At 64.6% G+C, this 17,191-nt stretch carries 16 protein-coding genes and 1 pseudogene; 12 read left to right on the top strand and 5 right to left on the bottom strand.

Annotated elements, in window-relative coordinates; translation table 11 throughout:
- Positions 1 to 135: 135 nt before the first annotated feature.
- Positions 136 to 621 (bottom strand): hypothetical protein, encoded by a 486-nt coding sequence (locus tag M2432_RS04800; protein WP_280825604.1) that lies wholly within the window; start codon positions 619 to 621, stop codon positions 136 to 138.
- On the opposite strand from M2432_RS04800, the gene M2432_RS04805 reads away from it, so the two are divergent.
- Both M2432_RS04805 and M2432_RS04810 read left to right on the top strand, forming a co-directional pair.
- On the top strand, positions 620 to 1,531 hold the full coding sequence (locus tag M2432_RS04805; protein ID WP_280825605.1) for a hypothetical protein: 912 nt from the start codon (positions 620 to 622) through the stop codon (positions 1,529 to 1,531). The genes M2432_RS04800 and M2432_RS04805 overlap by 2 nt on opposite strands.
- Positions 1,532 to 1,574: 43 nt before the next feature.
- A complete protein-coding gene (locus M2432_RS04810) occupies positions 1,575 to 1,997 on the top strand; it encodes a nitroreductase family deazaflavin-dependent oxidoreductase (protein ID WP_280825606.1) in 423 nt (140 codons plus the stop codon).
- A gap of 3 nt (positions 1,998 to 2,000) precedes the next feature.
- On the opposite strand, the gene M2432_RS04815 is transcribed toward M2432_RS04810, so the two are convergent.
- Entirely contained in the window at positions 2,001 to 2,555 is a 555-nt protein-coding gene (locus M2432_RS04815) for a TetR/AcrR family transcriptional regulator (protein WP_280825607.1), read from the bottom strand.
- 297 nt (positions 2,556 to 2,852) lie between these two features.
- Here M2432_RS04815 and M2432_RS04820 point away from each other — a divergent pair, with 297 nt between their 5' ends.
- A complete protein-coding gene (locus tag M2432_RS04820; protein WP_280825754.1) occupies positions 2,853 to 3,284 on the top strand; it encodes an MmpS family protein in 432 nt (143 codons plus the stop codon).
- Positions 3,281 to 6,187, top strand: coding sequence for an MMPL family transporter (locus tag M2432_RS04825; RefSeq protein WP_280825608.1), 2,907 nt, complete (start codon positions 3,281 to 3,283; stop codon positions 6,185 to 6,187). The genes M2432_RS04820 and M2432_RS04825 overlap by 4 nt, the downstream gene beginning before the upstream one ends.
- Before the next feature lie 75 nt (positions 6,188 to 6,262).
- On the opposite strand, the pseudogene M2432_RS04830 reads toward M2432_RS04825, so the two are convergent.
- Positions 6,263 to 6,985: pseudogene (locus M2432_RS04830) on the bottom strand (L,D-transpeptidase); the annotation flags it as partial.
- A 398-nt stretch (positions 6,986 to 7,383) separates the two neighbouring features.
- Between M2432_RS04830 and M2432_RS04835 the strand changes: the two are divergent.
- From M2432_RS04835 to M2432_RS04870, 8 genes are all read left to right on the top strand, one after another.
- Positions 7,384 to 8,334: an ABC transporter substrate-binding protein gene (locus M2432_RS04835; RefSeq protein WP_280825755.1), complete on the top strand. Its 951-nt coding sequence runs from the start codon at positions 7,384 to 7,386 to the stop codon at positions 8,332 to 8,334.
- Positions 8,335 to 8,359: 25 nt separating this feature from the next.
- Complete coding sequence (locus M2432_RS04840) at positions 8,360 to 9,046, top strand: queuosine precursor transporter (RefSeq protein WP_280825609.1); 687 nt, start codon at positions 8,360 to 8,362, stop codon at positions 9,044 to 9,046.
- A 74-nt stretch (positions 9,047 to 9,120) separates the two neighbouring features.
- The gene (locus tag M2432_RS04845; RefSeq protein ID WP_280825610.1) at positions 9,121 to 9,825 is read left to right on the top strand and encodes an allophanate hydrolase subunit 1; all 705 of its coding nucleotides are present in this window, start codon (positions 9,121 to 9,123) and stop codon (positions 9,823 to 9,825) included.
- Entirely contained in the window at positions 9,822 to 10,715 is an 894-nt protein-coding gene (locus M2432_RS04850; RefSeq protein ID WP_280825611.1) for a 5-oxoprolinase/urea amidolyase family protein, read from the top strand. Before M2432_RS04845 ends, M2432_RS04850 begins: the two co-directional genes overlap by 4 nt.
- A 40-nt stretch (positions 10,716 to 10,755) precedes the next feature.
- Complete coding sequence (locus tag M2432_RS04855) at positions 10,756 to 11,322, top strand: GNAT family N-acetyltransferase (RefSeq protein WP_280825612.1); 567 nt, start codon at positions 10,756 to 10,758, stop codon at positions 11,320 to 11,322.
- A gap of 98 nt (positions 11,323 to 11,420) precedes the next feature.
- A complete protein-coding gene (locus M2432_RS04860; RefSeq protein ID WP_280825613.1) occupies positions 11,421 to 12,569 on the top strand; it encodes a uroporphyrinogen-III synthase in 1,149 nt (382 codons plus the stop codon).
- On the top strand, positions 12,566 to 13,249 hold the full coding sequence (locus tag M2432_RS04865; protein WP_280825614.1) for a sirohydrochlorin chelatase: 684 nt from the start codon (positions 12,566 to 12,568) through the stop codon (positions 13,247 to 13,249). The genes M2432_RS04860 and M2432_RS04865 overlap by 4 nt, the downstream gene beginning before the upstream one ends.
- A gap of 49 nt (positions 13,250 to 13,298) precedes the next feature.
- Positions 13,299 to 14,141 (top strand): hypothetical protein, encoded by an 843-nt coding sequence (locus tag M2432_RS04870; protein ID WP_280825615.1) that lies wholly within the window; start codon positions 13,299 to 13,301, stop codon positions 14,139 to 14,141.
- A 7-nt stretch (positions 14,142 to 14,148) separates the two neighbouring features.
- Here M2432_RS04870 and nirD read toward each other — a convergent pair whose 3' ends face one another.
- Positions 14,149 to 14,541, bottom strand: a complete 393-nt coding sequence (gene nirD / locus M2432_RS04875; RefSeq protein ID WP_280825616.1) for a nitrite reductase small subunit NirD — start codon at positions 14,539 to 14,541, stop codon at positions 14,149 to 14,151.
- Between the two features lie 9 nt (positions 14,542 to 14,550).
- Positions 14,551 to 17,070: a nitrite reductase large subunit NirB gene (gene nirB, locus M2432_RS04880; protein ID WP_280825617.1), complete on the bottom strand. Its 2,520-nt coding sequence runs from the start codon at positions 17,068 to 17,070 to the stop codon at positions 14,551 to 14,553.
- Positions 17,071 to 17,191 lie beyond the last annotated feature (121 nt).

A 17,191-nucleotide genomic window follows, 5' to 3' on the forward strand; every position in this document is an offset into this window, starting at 1 on the left:
CAACTCCAGGCAATCATCTCCCCGGACACGCAGGAGGTGCGCAGACACCTCGGTGCCGGTAGGGTCTCAAGCAAACTTCACTTTGCTCGCTACTTTTCGCTTATTGCGACCGAATCTGCGAATTTCAGCAATTACTTAGGCCGTAAACAGCAAAATTTGCCGTTCAGTCAGGTATGACATACTGCAGCTTTGCTCTAGAGAAGGTGGTCGTCGCGTGAGGTCGCAGAAACATCTGGCTACCGCATGCGGGCTGATGGCCGTCACCTTCCTGGTCTGCGGTCCGAGCACCGCGGTGGCTTTCGCACATCCCAACAACGATTCCGGTGGCGGTTCATCGTCCCCGGGGTCCTCGGGTTCCTCAGGCGCGGCCGGGTCTGGGGGCAGCGCCTCCCACGGCGGCGCTTCCGGCAGTGATTCGTCGAGCGGCGGCACATCCAGCACCACCACATCGAGCACCGGTTCTGAGAGCGGCAGCACGAACGCGGCCGGCGGGACGGGTTCGTCCACCACGAGCACATCCACCCCGAGCATCTCGACCTCAGCCGGCAGCACCTCGTCGACCAATACCTCGACCAGCCCCGGGGCGCCGTCGTCGATCACGATGAGCCCGCTCGGCGGCATGACCGGTCAGTTCACGCACGTCGTCGGCCAGCTCAACACCCAGATCAACAACCAAATCAAAGACACGCTGCCGCGCCTCGCTGAGGCCGCACGCAACGCGGGCCCCAGCACCCCACTCACCACCAAGAGCAACTCGGCGGCGGCCAATGCCGGGTCGTCGCCAAACTCGTCCTCTTCTTCGTCGAACGCAACAGGCAGCGTCACTCAGCCTTCGACCACAACGTCCGCATCGGCCAACACCTCAACCGCGACGCCGTCAATTCCTGGCATCCCTCTCACCCCGGGAGCCGTCGAACAGGCGATCGTTTCCCAAGTTCCGTGGGCTGTCGCGTCAGTGCCGCTCACTGCCCTCGACCTGGTCAAGGTAGGGCTGCCTTTGGTGACCAACGCGATTCCGCTCCCCGGCCTGGCCGCGCTGCCGCTGTTCGCCGACGCTTTGATCATCAACCCGCTGGAGGCCACCGTCACCGGACTGGCCAGCGCCGCGTCGACGCTGCCGTTCTTCTCGCCCAACCTGCCGACAACCGTGACGACGGTACAGATGACCAACCAGAACTTCCCGCGTACGACCGCCCTCGCCACCTCACCCAACCCGCCGCTTGCGCCGAGTGTGGATGCGACCAGAATCAGCAACGCGCCGACGCCGGTGGCAACCGCAAAGGCACCAACCCCAACACCCGCGCCCGAACACGTCTTCGCCGCCGACAACCATGTCGTCGCGCAGCCCGAATTCCGCAGCGGTTACCCGGACTACCTGCGCGCGGCCGGTATCGGCGAGGTTGCGGCCGTCGCTGTGCCAGGTTTCGCCGGCATCATGACCATCACTGCAGCCGGCGGACTCCTCGGATACCGTCAGGCTCGGGCCGGGCATGCCGCATCGCCCAGCAACGCAGCACGTTTCATGAGCTGACCAGCCAGGAATACCGGCGCCGCCCAGCCGGTTGGGACTCGTTATGACCGAACACGCTGAGCTGAGCCCCACCGACTGGGTACGCGAGCAGACCGAACGTATTCTGGCCCAAGGCACCACCGATGGCGTCGAGATCCTCGACCGCCCGGTGGTGCTGTTCACCACCACTGGTGCCAAGTCTGGCAAGAAGCGGTTGGTGCCCCTGATGCGCGTCGAACACGACGGTCATTACGCGCTGGTGGCCTCCAAGGGCGGAGCCCCTGAGCACCCGTCGTGGTACCACAACGTCAAGGCCAATCCCGCGCTGACAGCGCAGGACGGCGACAAGGTCGTGGAACTGACCGCCCGCGAACTCGAAGGCGACGAGCGACAGGTGTGGTGGGGCCGTGCCGTCGCCGCCTACCCGCCGTATGCCGAGTACCAGACCAAGACCGACCGACTGATCCCGGTATTCGTCGCGGAATAGTCGTCAGAGGGATATCTGGCTGGCGGACTCCAGCAACGCCTGTTCAAGCTGGCTGTCCGGCACGTCCTGCAGGCCGGGGTCCATGGCACTGCCATAAATTCCGGCAATGAGGAGCGACATGGCCACCCTGGTTCGGGTGTCTTCGTCCGCCATGCCTAGTACCTTCTTGAATCGCTGATTGATGGCGTCGCACTCGTCGTTGGTGCTCACCAGGGAGTCGATGGCCGGGTCGCGGTAAAAGATAGCGGTGACCCGACGGTGCCGGACGGCTAGTTCAACCAACCCGGCGACGGCGGCCTTGCGCCTCGCCGGCCCGGCCGGCGAGGCCTCCACCTCTGTGATCAGTTGGTCGATTTCGGCATACATCGGGCGGATGACGGCCAGGACTATGTCGTCCTTGCAGTGGAATTGGTAGTAGACGGATGCCTTACTGACGCCAAGGTGGTCCGCAATCATCTGCAACGAGGTCCCGTTGACCCCGTGCTCAGCGAAGAGGACCAGCGCCGCGTCGATGACGCGCGCCCGCGCCGACCCGCGCGGTGATACCGACTTGGCCAATCAACTCTCCGTTGCCCTCGAAGTTTCCCCGGTCACGCCGGATAACAGGCTGTCACGTGCATCACATAGATGCCTCAATGTGGTGGTCGACCTGCTGAAATTCATTCGATTAACTTGTCTAAGTTTACCTTGGTGGCTACGCTAAATCTGCCGATCGGCAGATTAGATGTCACGGGCGGCGACGACGCAACACCACGTGCCATCGCCCCTGTCCGGGCGATCCGCGGGGTGCGCGCCTGGCAGATTGTCAGGCGGTTCGACATACGGGAGGCCAGCAATGACCAGAGTGATGACCGCATGAGCCGCGTGGTCAAGCGCATGTGGATCCCGCTGCTGATCCTGGCCGTGGCCCTGGTCGCCGGATTCACCGTGCAACGCGTACGCACCTACTTCGGCCAAAACCCCGTCATCGTCACCCCGCGCAACTTCGCCGACGACGCCAAACCGTTCAAGCCCAAGGTCGTCACCTACGAGATCATCGGTGAACCCGGCGCCTACGCCGACATCAACTACCTTGACCTGGACGCCAAGCCTCAGCGCATCGATCATGCAGAGCTCCCGTGGAAGCTGACCCTGTCGACCACTGCGCCGGCCGCCTCGCCCAACATCGTGGCCCAAGGCAACGGCGACTCCATCACCTGCCGCGTCACCGTCGACGATGAGCTCAAAGACAACCGGACGTCCAACGGCGTGCACGCCCAGACCTTCTGCCTGGTGAAATCTGCATGAGCACCCACACCCATAACAACGCCGACGTGCCCACGGTCCTGATCCCGAAAGCTGAGCCCCAGCGCCACAGCGGTATCGCGCGACTGATCCGCACGATAGCCATCCCGGTCATCATCGGCTGGATCGCCGTCATCGCCATCCTGAACACCGTCGTGCCGCAGCTCGAAGCGGTCGGCAAGATGCGCTCGGTGTCGATGTCACCGGCCGACGCGCCGTCGATGATCGCGATGAGGCAAGTCGGGTCGGACTTCAAGGAGTTCGACTCGGACAGTTCGGCCATGGTGGTGCTCGAGGGGCAGCAGCCGCTCGATGCCGCTGCGCACGAGTACTACAACAAGATCGTCGCCAAGCTGCAGGCCGACCCCGCGCACGTCGAACACGTCCAGGACTTCTGGAGCGACCCGCTGACCGCCTCGGGCTCTCAGAGCGCCGATGGCAAGGCCGCCTACGTGCAGGTCTACCTGCGCGGTAATCAGGGCGAGACCCTGGCCAACGAGTCGGCCGAGGCCGTCGAGAAGATCATCAACAGCGTCCCGCCGCCACCCGGCGTCAAGCCCTACCTCACCGGTGCCGCGGTTCAGGCCTCGGACATGAACGTGGCCGGCGACCGCAGCATGCAGATGATCGAGGGCGTCACGTTCGCGGTCATCATCGTGATGCTGCTGCTGGTGTACCGATCGATCGTCACCGTGCTGATTGAACTGCTGATGGTCGTGCTGCTGCTGTCGGCGGCCCGCGGCGTGGTCGCCATGCTGGCCTTCTACAAGATCATCGGCCTGTCGACCTTCGCGGTGAACCTGCTGGTCACCCTGGCCATCGCGGCAGCGACCGACTACGCCATCTTCCTGATCGGGCGCTATCAAGAGGCGCGCGGTGCCGGCGAGGACCGGGAAAGCGCGTACTACACCATGTTCCATGGCACTGCGCACGTCATCCTGGGCTCTGGCCTGACCATCGCCGGTGCCACTTACTGCCTGCACTTCACCCGGTTGCCCTACTTCCAGACACTCGGTGTGCCACTGGCCATCGGCATGGTTGTCGTGGTGTTGGCCGCCCTGAGCTTGGGCCCCGCCCTCATCACCGTGTTCACCAAGTTCGGCAAGACACTCGAACCCAAACGTGCCATGCGGGTGCGCGGCTGGCGCAAGATCGGCGCTGCCATCACCCGCTGGCCCGGGCCGATCCTGGTCGGCGCCATCGCACTATCGCTGGTCGGCCTGCTAACCGTGCCGGGCTATCGCACCAGCTATGACGACCGCAAGTACCTGCCCAAGGATCTGACGTCCAACGAAGGTTTCGCGGCCGCCGACCGGCACTTCTCCCCGGCCCGCATGAATCCGGAGCTGCTATTGGTCGAATCCGACCACGATCTCCGCAACTCGTCCGACTTCCTGGTGATCAACAAGATCGCGAAAGCTGTTGTGGCCGTGCCGGGTATCGCCCAGGTGCAGGCCATTACGCGGCCGCAGGGCACGCCGATCGAGCACTCGACCATCCCGTTCACCCTCGGTATGCAGAGCACGGTTCAGGTGATGAACCAGAAGTACCAGCAGGACATGATGAAGGACATGCTCAAGCAGGTGTCCGACATCCAGGTGAGCATCGACACCATGACCAAGATGCAGGGCATCACGGTTCAGATGGCCGCCATCATGCACAGCATGGTCGGCAAGATGCACGGCATGGTGGCCGACGTCCAGGACCTGCGGGACCATATCTCGGACTTCGACGACTTCTTCCGTCCGATCCGCAACTACCTGTACTGGGAACCGCACTGCTACGACATCCCGGTCTGCCACTCGATGCGCTCGATCTTCGACACCCTCGACGGCATCGACACCATGACCGACGACATCCAGAGCATCCTCCCGGACATGGACAAGATGGATGCCCTGATGCCGCAGATGGTCGCGATCATGCCGCCGCAGATCGAGACCATGAAGAACATGAAGAAGTACATGCAGATCATGTACGCCACCCAGAAGGGCCAGCAGGATCAGCAGGCCGAGGGGTCGAAGAACTCCAGCGCCATGGGTGAGGCCTTCGACAAGTCCAAGAACGACGACTCCTTCTACCTGCCGCCCGAGGCCTTCGACAACCCCGACTTCAAGCGCGGCATGAAGAACTTCATCTCGCCGGACGGCAAGTCGGTGCGGTTCATCGTGCAGCATGAAGGAAACCCCCTGACACCAGCGGGAATTCAGCGCATCGACGCCATCAAGCAGGCCACGAAGGAGGCGATCAAGGGCACCCCGCTGGAGGGCTCCAAGATCTACCTGGCCGGTAGCGCCGCGACGTTCAAGGACATGGCCGACGGTTCGCAGTACGACCTCTTGGTGGCCGGAATCTCCGCGCTGGCACTGATTTTCATCATCATGCTGATCCTCACCCGCTCGGTGGTGGCAGCGGCGGTGATCGTGGCGACGGTGGTGGTGTCACTGGGTGCGTCGTTCGGCCTGTCAGTGCTGATCTGGCAGCACCTCGTCGGCCTGGAGCTGCACTGGATGGTGCTGGCCATGTCGGTGATCATCCTGTTGGCCGTCGGCGCGGACTACAACCTGCTGCTGGTGTCCCGGTTCAAGGAAGAGATCCACGCCGGGCTCAATACCGGCATCATCCGCGCCATGGGCGGCACCGGTTCGGTGGTCACCTCGGCCGGTCTGGTGTTCGCGTTCACCATGATGTCCATGGCGGTCAGCGAGCTGCACGTGATCGGCCAGGTCGGAACGACCATCGGTCTGGGTCTGCTGTTCGACACCCTGGTCATCCGCAGCTTCATGACGCCGTCTATCGCGGCGCTGATGGGCAAGTGGTTCTGGTGGCCGCAGATCGTGCGTCAGCGGCCCAAGCCGGTGCCGTGGCCTTCACCCAAGAAGGTGGCCGAGCCCGTCACAGTTGGCTAGCCCTTCGCCGCTGTTGCGGTTTGTGACGAAATTCAGCAGATTTTCGTCATAAACCGCAACGTCGGCGGAGCAAGCTCACCACTGATCCCAGGGCACGCTCCAGTCGCCGTTCTGCCACAACTGCAATGGCTTGCCGCCTGTGTTGCGCACCTCCACGACGTCGCCAGGTACCGAGAAGTTGTAGAACCACACGGCGTTGTCGTGGTTCAGATTCAGGCAGCCGTGGCTGGTATCGGTGTTGCCTTGCGCCCACACAGTGGCGTCGAGCTCGTGCAGATAGATCCCATCGGTGCTGACTCGCACCGCATACGGAATGGACTCCTTGTAGCCCAGGTGCGAATTGATCGGCAGCCCGTACGTAGACGAATCCATGACCACCGGGTTGGTCTTGTCCAGCACCGTGTAGGTACCCGGCTGAGTCCAGAAACTCAGTGACTTGCCGTTGACGGTTTCGGTGCCGCCTCGCCCCATGGACGTCGGCATCTTGCGCACCAATGTGCCACCGTCGAACACGCTGACCTGCTTGGTGGCATCGTCGGCGATCGCCAGATGCGAGGCACCGATGGTGAAAGTCGGTCCGCCGCCGACGGATACCACCGTGCCCGGCTCCCAGTACTGCGGCGGACGGAAGTGCGCGGTCTCATTGTTGACCCAGTGCCACGCGCCGGCCACCGGCGGATTGGCTGTCACCGCCATCTGCTGTTCGGCAGCTGCATGATCAACCGGACCGTCGAAATGCGCCACGATAACCGTTCCCACCCCATAGGTCGCGCCGTCCCGGATCGGCGCACCGGAGGTCATCGCGAACGACACCGGCGGCGGGCCAGGAGGCGGAGCATCGTCATCGGCGAAGGCCACCCCTGCGGGTGCCCACAAGACCAGAGCCGACATGACCACAACCGACGCACGCGCTATCTGCATGGCGTAACAGTACCGATGAGATAGGCCCGCAACGGCCGGCGACACCAGCGCCGAGAGTGCCGTTCATGACGAAAATCCCCTGTATTTCATGACAAACCGCAATGTCAGTAAGGCCGACTTCTCACAGCGCGTAATGCTGGCGGGACCTGCGGGCAGGTGACAGACTCACCGACGTGCCAACAACCGGCCCGTACTCGGCCGCGCGGGGTTCCACCCGTCCGGCCGAACAGGCGCTTGCGCACACAGCTGGACCAGCACTTACCCGCCGTGGCTTCCTGGCCCTGACCGCCGCTACCGCACTGCTGGCAGCCTGCAGCAAACCGGAACCGTCGGGCACCGTCGCCGGCGACGGTTCGGTGACCATCAGGCACATCTTCGGAGACACCAACATCCCCGGGCCACCCAAGAAGGTGGTCAGCGCCGGGCTCACCGGCCAGGACGAACTGCTGGCGGTCGGGTTCGTGCCCATCGCGGTGACCGAATGGTTCGGTGGTCGGCCATCGGCGGTGTGGCCATGGGCCGAAGCACAACTCGGCCAGGCCCAACCGACTGTGTTGAACCTGGCCGACGGTATCCAGGTGGACCAGATCTCCGCGCTGAAGCCCGATCTGATCATCGCGACCAACGCCGGGCTGGATTCGGATACCTACCAGAAACTCTCGACTATCGCGCCGACCGTCGCACAGTCTGGGCAGGACGCCTTCTTCGAACCGTGGAAGGACCAGGCCACCGCGATCGGCCAGGCTGTCTCCAAGGCCGACGAGATGCAGAAACTCATCGACGGTGTAGGCGCCAAGTTCACCAACGCAGGTAAGGCCAGCCCGGCACTGAATGGCCGAAAGGTATTCCTGGTCAGCGGAATTCCCTCACCGGCCGGCGTCGAGGTGGTACCGGCCGGCTGGCGCACCGAATTCCTCACCGAGATGGGCATCGGCACGCCTGCCGGGCTTGACCCATTCACCCATGGGCAGCACGCAATGGTCCCGCACGACCAGATGGCGAATGTGTTCAGTGGCGCCGACGCCTTGATCTGGACCGTCGACGCCGACGACCAGCAGACCGCAATCCTGGCGGACCCGACCGTAGCGCAACTGAGCCAGGTCAAGAACAACCGCATCGTGTTCGCGGGCAAGGACTTGTCCGCGGCAATCGCGTTCGCCTCGGTGCTGTCCTACCCCGCCGTCGCCGACCAATTGCCGCCGTTGCTGACCAAGGCGCTCCGATAGCTCGCGGCCCTGCCAAAATGATGCAGTGACCGACACCCAAACCCCCGAGCAGCACGCGCGCTTCGCTCAGGTCGGATCGGCTTATTATCCGGCGCTGGTAGCGGTATTCACCGCCTTGGTGATCATCTCCAACGTCACCGCTACCAAGGGCGTCGCGTTCGGCCCGATCATCACTGACGGCGGCTTCATCGTGTTCCCGCTGACCTACATTATCGGCGACGTGCTGTCCGAGGTGTACGGCTTCAAGGCCGCACGACGGGCGATCTACCTCGGGTTTGCCATGAACATCCTTGCAGCGCTTACCTTCTGGACAACCATCTATCTGCCGGCAGCCGACTTTTACCCGAATCAGGCGCATTTCGAGAACGTGGTGCACGCCTATACCCAACTGATCGTGGCCGGTCTGGCCGGCTTCATCGTCGGGCAGACCATCAACGCGTGGGTAGTTGTGGCCATCAAGGAGCGAACCAAGGAAAAGCACCTGTGGGCCCGATTGGTGGGGTCGACGTTCGCCGGACAGCTCGGCGACACCCTGGTTTTCTGCGCCATCGCCGCCAACGCCATCGGCATCAGCACGTTCCACGACTTCGCGATCTACACCGGGCAGGGCTGGCTGTACAAGACGGCTGTCGAGGTGGTGTTTCTGCCGGTGACCTACCGGTTGATCGGCTATATCAAGCGGCGCGAACCGACCTACCTGGCCGCGGTATGAGCAGGCACTAAGGCTCTTCTGGCGAGGTCCTAAAGAAATCGCTAAACGTGCCTACTCGCGAGTAGGTTGATGTGATGACCGTCACAACAGAAGTGGTGAGCACGACAATACTCGGCACCGTCCGTGACTATGGTGATCAAGCGCTGCTGCTCGAATTCGACAGCACCGCTCAGGTTTTGGCCTGGACCGACACTCTGCACAAGGCCGGGCTACCCGGTGTGCTCGACATCGTGCCAGGCGCCCGCACCGTCCTGCTGAAACTGGCCAGCCCGGGGCACCAAACCCCTACCCGGCAGCGGTTGTCCAAGCTCCGCCTCGACGGGCCCACAGCCGAGTCCAATGCCCCTCATCAGGCACCGCACCGTCCCGACATCGTCATCGATGTCAGGTACGACGGCGAAGACCTCGACGCGGTAGCGCAGCTGACGGGCCTCCCGGTGGCCGAGGTCATCGCCGCGCACTCCGGCACCCCGTGGCGCGTCGGATTCGGCGGATTTGCACCAGGTTTCGCATATCTGGTGGGCGGTGACCCACGCCTGCACGTACCGCGCCGATCCGAGCCGCGCACCCGCGTCCCAGCCGGGTCGGTAGGCCTGGCAGGCGAGTTCAGCGGCGTTTACCCACGGGAGAATCCGGGCGGCTGGCAGCTGATCGGCCGCACCGACGCCGTCATGTGGGACATCGATCGGGAGCAGCCCGCATTGCTGACACCCGGCATGTGGGTGCAGTTCCGGGCGACGGCGGTGCCGTCAATGCGTCCGGTAGGGGGAGTCCGATGAGCGCGACGCTGGAGATTCTCAAGACCGGGCCGCTGGCCCTGCTCGAAGACCTGGGCCGGCCCGGCCTGGCGCACATGGGCGTCGGCCGGTCCGGAGCGGCCGACCGTCGGTCACACACCCTGGCCAACCGCCTGGTGGCCAACCCGCACGACGGGACCACCATCGAGGTGACGTTCGGCGGCTTCTCGGCACGGGTCCGCGGTGGCGGGAAGGAAGGCGTCGCCATCGCCGTCACCGGAGCAGACGCAAACCCGTCGGTCAATGGAATCCCCTTCGGCACCAACAGCATTCACTACGCCCATGACGGTGAAGTGATATCGCTCGGAGCGCCACACACCGGCCTGCGCAGCTATGTGGCGGTCCGCGGCGGCTTCCAGGTCGACCCGGTGCTGGGTTCGCGCAGTTACGACGTGATGTCGGCGATCGGGCCGCGCCCGCTGCAGGTCGGCGACGTGCTGACGATCGGCGAGCACACGTCGGATTTCCCGGAGGTGGACCAAGCCCCGGTCGCTGCCATCACCGATAACCTGCTGGAACTGCTGGTGGTACCAGGCCCGCGCGATGACTGGTTCATCGACCCTGATGCGCTGGTGCATACCGAGTGGGTGGCCACCGACCGCAGCGACCGGGTAGGCATGCGCCTGAGCGGCCGTCCGCTGCAACTCCGGTGGCCAGACCGGCAACTGCCCAGCGAAGGCGCATCTCGCGGTGCAATCCAGGTGCCGCCCAACGGTTTACCGGTGATCCTGGGTCCCGACCACCCGGTAACCGGAGGCTATCCGGTGATCGGAGTGGTGGCCGACCAAGATATCGACAAGGTGGCCCAAATGCGACCCGGGCAGCACGTCCGGATGCACTGGTCTCGGCCACGCCGCCCGTTCGGCGGCTGAAGGCTGGCGGGTCGCCACGCAACCCTGTAGAACCAGAGGTGTGCACCCCACGGATACCTCGCGTGCTCGCTCGGTCCACACCGCGCGGTTGATCCACACCTCTGATCTTGATGCCGAGACCCGCGAGGGCACCCGGCAGATGGTCATCGAGGCGTACGAGGGGTCGTTCTCAGATGCGGACTGGGAACACTGCCTGGGCGGCATGCATGCGCTGATCGGCCACCACGGCGCTGTCATCGCGCATGGTGCGGTGGTGCAACGCCGGCTGATCTACCGCGGCACTGCGCTGCGCTGCGGCTATATCGAAGCCGTTGCGGTGCGCGAGGATTGGCGCGGCAGAGGTTTGGCCACCGCCGTGCTCGACGCGCTCGAGCAGGTGATCCGCGGTGCCTACGAGATGGGCGCGCTCAGCGCCTCCGAGACCGCGCGGCACATCTATACCAGCCGGGGCTGGAAACCCTGGCAGGGCTCGACGTCGGTGTTGGCGCCGGCTGGGGTCAACCACACACCCGAAGGCGACAACTCGCTGTTTGTGCTGCCAGTCGCGGTGCAAGTCGACACCACGGCCGAGATCACCTGCGATTGGCGAGAAGGCGACGTCTGGTGAACCAGATGTGACCAGCGACTCACCTCCACGCGCGGGTAGACACGGTCGGGCAATGGCCGGGTAACCGCACCGAAACACGTCATCAGTTCACTAGACGCATGAGTGAGCTCGATCAGGCCCCGCTCACCGGATTCCGGGTGGCGGTGACCTCTGCACGCCGCGCCGATGAGCTGAGCACATTGCTGCGCCGCCGCGGTGCGACAGTCGTCGCCGCCCCGGCGATCAGCATGGTTCCGCTGCCCCACGACGAAGAGCTGCGGACCAACACCCGCGCCCTGATCGATATCCCACCCGACATCTTGATCGCGACGACCGGAATCGGCTTCCGCGGCTGGATATCGGCCGCCGACGACTGGAATGCCTCCGACCCGTTGCTCAACGCCCTGGGCCGGGCCCGCATCGTGTCCCGCGGCCCCAAGTCGACCGGTGCCCTGCGTGCCGCGGGTTTGCCCGAGGAATGGTCAGCGGAATCCGAGTCGTCCCGTGAGGTTCTGGAATACCTGCGACGCGACGACCTCTCGGGTCTGCGCATCGCCGTCCAGTTGCACGGAGCTACTGACGAATGGGACCCGTTCCCCGAGTTCCTCGACGAATTGCGCAATGCTGGAGCACAAGTCGTGCCGATCCGGGTATATCGGTGGCAACCGGTACCGCTCGGCGGTCCGTTCGACGCACTGGTGTCCGACATCGCCGAACGGCGGTTAGACGCGGTCAGTTTCACCTCGGCGCCGGCGGTCGCGGCGACCCTGATGCGCGCCACCGACCTCGGAATCAGCGAACGGGTGCTCGATGCGTTTCAGACCCAGGTGCACGCCATGTGCGTCGGCCCGGTGACCGCACGTCCGTTGGTGCGGCTCGGGGTACCGACATCGGCTCCGGAACGCATGCGGCTGGGAGCCCTGGCCCGCCACATCGCCGACGAACTGCCGGTACTGCAAGCGCGGCAGTTGCGGGTGGCAGGGCACCGGTTGGAGATTCGCGGCAGCTGCGTCCTGGTCGACGGCGTGGTTCGCGAACTGTCTCCGGCCGGCATGGCCACCATGCGCGCTCTCGCTGTGCGCCCCGGCACTGTAGTGTCCCGCCGGGAGCTGCTGGCCGCGCTGCCGGGCAGCGGATCGGACACCCACGCCGTCGAGACCGCGGTGCTCCGGCTGCGAACTGCCTTGGGCGACAAGCACATTGTCTCGACGGTTGTCAAGCGCGGCTATCGGCTGGCCGTCGACGAGTTCCCGGCGGGTGTGGCATGAACCCGGTTCTGGTAGCCCACGGCACCCGCAAAGGTTCGGGCGTCGCGATGATCGAGTCCTTGTCCACGTGCGTCAGTGAATTGCTGGGCCGGGAGGTACGGACGGCCTTCGTCGACGTGTTGGGTCCCAGCCCAGCCGAGGCACTGGCTGCGCTGCCATATGGACCTGCCGTGGTGGTTCCCGCCTTCTTGTCTTCGGGGTATCACGTGCACGTCGACATCCCAGCGGGCATCGCCGCCAGTGGTCACCCGGATGTGACGGTGACCCCCGCTCTGGGCCCGGCCGTTGAGATGGCTCGGGTGCTGTCCGACCGTTTGATCGAATCTGGTTGGCAGCCTTCGGATTCTGTGGTCCTGGCCGCGGCCGGCACCACTGATCCGCGGGCCCTGAGCGATCTACGCCGGGCGGCCGCGATGCTGTCGGCGACGGTGGGCAGCCGGGTCGAATTGGCATTTGCGATCCAGGGCACGCACTGGGTGGCTGATGTGGTGGCCCGGCTGCGGGCACGGGGCTCCCGGCGTGTGGTCGTCGCGTCATACCTGTTGGCGGACGGGCTGTTTCAGGACCGGCTGTACAGTTCGGGAGCCGACGTGGTGACCTCGCCGCTGGGCGGGCATCCCGGGGTGTCGCGGTTGGTCGCGTCGAGGTTCCGGATGGCAAGGGTGTCGCTGGCGGCCTGAGCCATGTGGTTCGCGGGCGAAACCCCGGACACCTGACAATACTCGAGGCATGGCCGAGCGGCTCAATGGCGAACCCGCTGACGACCCGGATGGCGATGTTGCCCTGGACACCTACCGGTTCCTCCGCGGCGGTCTGGTGGTCATGGTGGTCATGCTGGCCGGCTCACTGCTCGTGGAGCGGTCACATGCCACCTGTTGGCAGACCTCAATCAGCGCTTACTACTTCACCACCGCGCACGCCATCTTCATCGGCGCACTGTTCGCCATCGGTGCCATGCTCATCGTGTATCAGGGCACCAGTGACACCGAGAACACGCTACTGAACCTCGCCGGCGTCCTGACCTTCGTGATCGCGACAGTACCCACCACGCGACCCGTATTGCTGTGCAACGCTGACGATCCCACGGTGAGCACCAGCAGCACCGCGATACTGCTCAACATCTGGACGGTCGCGGTGACACTCGCGTTGTCACGTGTCGCTTCGTGGTGGTTGTTCGGGCGCGGTCGGACTCCGCGGCGCGACAGGCTCGCCACGGCCGCAATCTGGCTGCAGCGCATCATCCTCGGAGTCGGAGTCGTCGTGCTCGTGGCGGCACCCGACTGGTTCCGCGCCAACGGTCATGGCATCGCCGCAACGGTGATGTTCGCTGCGATCGTCCTGACCGTCGTCAACACCGCATTCGGCACCCGTCCCACGTGCGGGCCGCACTACCGCCGTATCTACCAAGCCATTTCAATCATCATGGCCGTCACCTTGGTGACCACGGTGGTTCTGCATCAAGTCTTGGACGGTTTCAACCATGCCGTGCTGGTCGTGGAGGTGGCGTTGATCGTCGAGTTCGCCGCGTACTGGGTAGTGCAGACCATTCAGGATGACCACTGCACGCGGTGACGCATGCTCACGCCGCCAGATCGTCGGCGGGCAACTGCCCGATCTCGACCAAACCGGCCCATACCCGCACCGGATACACCGGCAGCCGCACCTCCGGGTCGTCCAGGCACACACCGTCGTCAAGAGCGAAGGCCTGCTTCTTGATCGGGCTCTGCACGCACGCCCGGCCCGACCGGTCACCGACGATACCGCGAGACATCACGGCGGCTCCGGAGAACGGGTCGATGTTGCCGACCGCATGCAAGGACCCGTCGTGCAGCCGGAATAATGCAACCTGACTGCCGTCGGGCATCAACACCCCGGCGCCGCGACCCGGCACCAGGCCGTGATACGAACAGGCCGCAGTCCAGACCGAATCATCCTGTGACTTGACGGTTTCTCCGAGATCAAGAATGGTCATGATGGTCTCCTAATCTGCTTTGACGGGTCGGAGGGTGGGCATGCCGATCGGCACCTTGCGGCCGTTGTGCTTGGTGAATTCGATGGTGGGGTCAGCCACCCCCGGAGCGTTGACGAACGAGACGAACCGGGTCAGCTTCTCCTTGTCCTCGAGCACGCCTTTCCACTCGCATGAGTAGCCCTCGACGTGCCGGGCCATAGCTGCCTCGAATTCGCTTGCCAGCCCGAGAGAGTCGTTGCAGACCACATCACGCACGTGGTCCAGACCCTGCGCCTCGACCCAGGGTGCTGTGCGCTGCAACCGGTCGGCGGTGCGGATGTAGAACATCAGGAACCGGTCGATGTAGCGAACCAGCGTCTCGTCATCCAGGTCGCCGGCCAGCAGTTGGGCATGGGCGGGGGTCATGCCGCCGTTGCCGCCGACGTACAGGTTCCAGCCGTTCTCGGTGGCGATGACGCCGACGTCCTTGCCCCGGGCTTCGGCGCACTCCCTGGCGCAGCCGGAAACCCCCATCTTGATCTTGTGCGGGGAACGCAGACCGCGGTAGCGCAGTTCCAGGTCGATGGCCATCTGCACCGAATCCTGTTGTCCGTACCGGCACCAGTCGCTGCCCACGCAGCTCTTGACCGTCCGCAACGACTTGCCATAAGCCTGCCCGGATTCCATGCCGCCGTCGACCAGCCGGCGCCAGATTTCCGGCAGTTGATCCACCCGAGCGCCGAACATATCGATACGCTGACCACCGGTGATCTTGGTGTAAAGACCGAAGTCCCTGGCGATCTCGCCGATCAGGATCAGCTGCTCCGGCGTGATGTCGCCGCCGGGCACCCGAGGCACCACCGAGTAGCTACCGTTCTTCTGGATATTGGCCAAGAAGTGGTCGTTGGAGTCCTGCAGCCCGGCCTGCTCGCCGTCCAGGATGTGGCCGCTACTGGTGGACGCCAGGATCGAGGCGATCGCGGGTTTGCAAATGTCGCAACCCTTTCCAGTGCCGTAGCGTGCGATCAGCCCGGAGAAGGTCCGCAACTCAGTCGCCGAGATGATCTGGAACAGCTCGGCACGGGACTGGCTGAAGTGCTCACACAGCGCGGTGGACTGCTCGACACCCTGGGCCTCGAGCAGCTGCTTGAGCAGCGGAACGCATGAGCCGCACGAGGTTCCGGCCTTGGTGCACGATTTCAGTGCTGGAACGTCGGCGCAGCCGCCCTCGATCGCGGAGCACAGGTCACCCTTGGTGACGTTGTTGCAGGAGCAGATCTGCGCGGCATCCGGCAGGGCGCCAACGCCCAGTTGCGCTGTACCCGAACCGGACCCGGCCGGTGCGATCAGAGACAGCGGATCACCGGGCAACTGCTCGCCGACCATGGGACGCAGCACGCCATAGGCCGACGCGTCGCCGACCAGAATGCCACCCAGGAGCGTCTTGGCATCATCGGACAGCACCAGCTTGGCGTAAGTCTGGTTGACCGGGTCGTTGACCACGACCTGCAGGCTGTCGGCCGTAACGCCTTGGGCGTCACCGAAACTGGCGACATCGACACCGAGCAGCTTGAGCTTGGTGGACATGTCCGCTTCGGGGAATTCGGCACCGCCGCCCAACAGCCGGTCGGCCACCACCTCGGCGGTCGTGTACCCGGGCCCCACCAAGCCATAGCACCGCCCGTCAACCGCGGCCACCTCACCGACGGCGTAGATGTCGGGATCGCTTGTCACACAAGATAGATCGGTCAGCACACCGCCGCGCTCAGCCATCTCTAGACCGGCGGCGCGAGCCAGCTCGTCACGTGGGCGAACCCCGGCCGCGAAGATCACCAGGCCGGCATCGATCAGGGTGCCGTCGTCGAGCAGAACCCGAACCTCGTCACCCAGTTCCTCGATGGCATCGGTGCCGACACCCAGATGCACCGTGATGCCCAGATTGCCGATCATCCGGGCCAGCAGAGCACCACCGGCGTCGTCCAGCTGCTGGTTCATCGGACGCGGCGCCCGCTCCACGATATGAGCCTGTAAACCCGCCTGCCGCAAAGCATTTGCCGCTTCCAGACCAAGCAGGCCGCCGCCGATCACCACACCGGTGGCATTACCGCGTTCGGTGGCCCGGGCCATGTCGGCACGGATGGCGTCCAGGTCGTCGAGAGTCCGGTAGACGTGGCAGGCACTATGGTCGTGGCCCGTCACCGGCGGCACGAAGGCATAGGAACCGGTGGCCAGCACCAGTTTGTCGTAGCCGATGCGCCGCCCGGACTCGGTCAGCACCGTCTTGGCGGCCGGGTCGATGCTGGCTGCTTTGTCGCCGAGCACCACCTCGACCAACGCGTCACCGGCATAGTCGTTGCCCGGCAAGGCCAGTCGTGCCCGATCCCAGTGCTCGGTGTAGGCGGTCAACCCGACCCGGTCGTAGGCGGCGTCGGCTTCCTCGGACAGCACTGTGACGAGCCACTGCCCGTCACCGTCGCGGGCGCGCAGGGCTTCGACGAGTCGGTGCCCGACCATGCCGTGGCCGACGACCACAAGGTTCTTCGCTTCCATGCCATGAAAGGTAGGAAGCCGATATTGCGGTTGATGGCGCCGAGTGTGAATCGACCGTCACGCTCTTCTCACCGCTCACGCGGCCCCGGTGTGAGCCGGCGCGCCGAAAACGACGCTTTGG

Source organism: Mycobacterium sp. OTB74 (assembly GCF_029892685.1).
Lineage (GTDB): Bacteria > Actinomycetota > Actinomycetes > Mycobacteriales > Mycobacteriaceae > Mycobacterium.

Coding starts and splice junctions, on each gene's coding strand:
- nirD (WP_280825616.1), bottom strand. CDS start 14,541: ATGACCATTCTTGATCTCGGAGAAACCGTCAAGTCACAGGATGATTCG.
- M2432_RS04860 (WP_280825613.1), top strand. CDS start 11,421: ATGAGTGAGCTCGATCAGGCCCCGCTCACCGGATTCCGGGTGGCGGTG.
- M2432_RS04810 (WP_280825606.1), top strand. CDS start 1,575: ATGACCGAACACGCTGAGCTGAGCCCCACCGACTGGGTACGCGAGCAG.
- M2432_RS04805 (WP_280825605.1), top strand. CDS start 620: ATGACCGGTCAGTTCACGCACGTCGTCGGCCAGCTCAACACCCAGATC.
- M2432_RS04800 (WP_280825604.1), bottom strand. CDS start 621: ATGCCGCCGAGCGGGCTCATCGTGATCGACGACGGCGCCCCGGGGCTG.
- M2432_RS04870 (WP_280825615.1), top strand. CDS start 13,299: ATGGCCGAGCGGCTCAATGGCGAACCCGCTGACGACCCGGATGGCGAT.
- M2432_RS04850 (WP_280825611.1), top strand. CDS start 9,822: ATGAGCGCGACGCTGGAGATTCTCAAGACCGGGCCGCTGGCCCTGCTC.
- nirB (WP_280825617.1), bottom strand. CDS start 17,070: ATGGAAGCGAAGAACCTTGTGGTCGTCGGCCACGGCATGGTCGGGCAC.
- M2432_RS04820 (WP_280825754.1), top strand. CDS start 2,853: ATGAGCCGCGTGGTCAAGCGCATGTGGATCCCGCTGCTGATCCTGGCC.
- M2432_RS04845 (WP_280825610.1), top strand. CDS start 9,121: ATGACCGTCACAACAGAAGTGGTGAGCACGACAATACTCGGCACCGTC.
- M2432_RS04865 (WP_280825614.1), top strand. CDS start 12,566: ATGAACCCGGTTCTGGTAGCCCACGGCACCCGCAAAGGTTCGGGCGTC.
- M2432_RS04825 (WP_280825608.1), top strand. CDS start 3,281: ATGAGCACCCACACCCATAACAACGCCGACGTGCCCACGGTCCTGATC.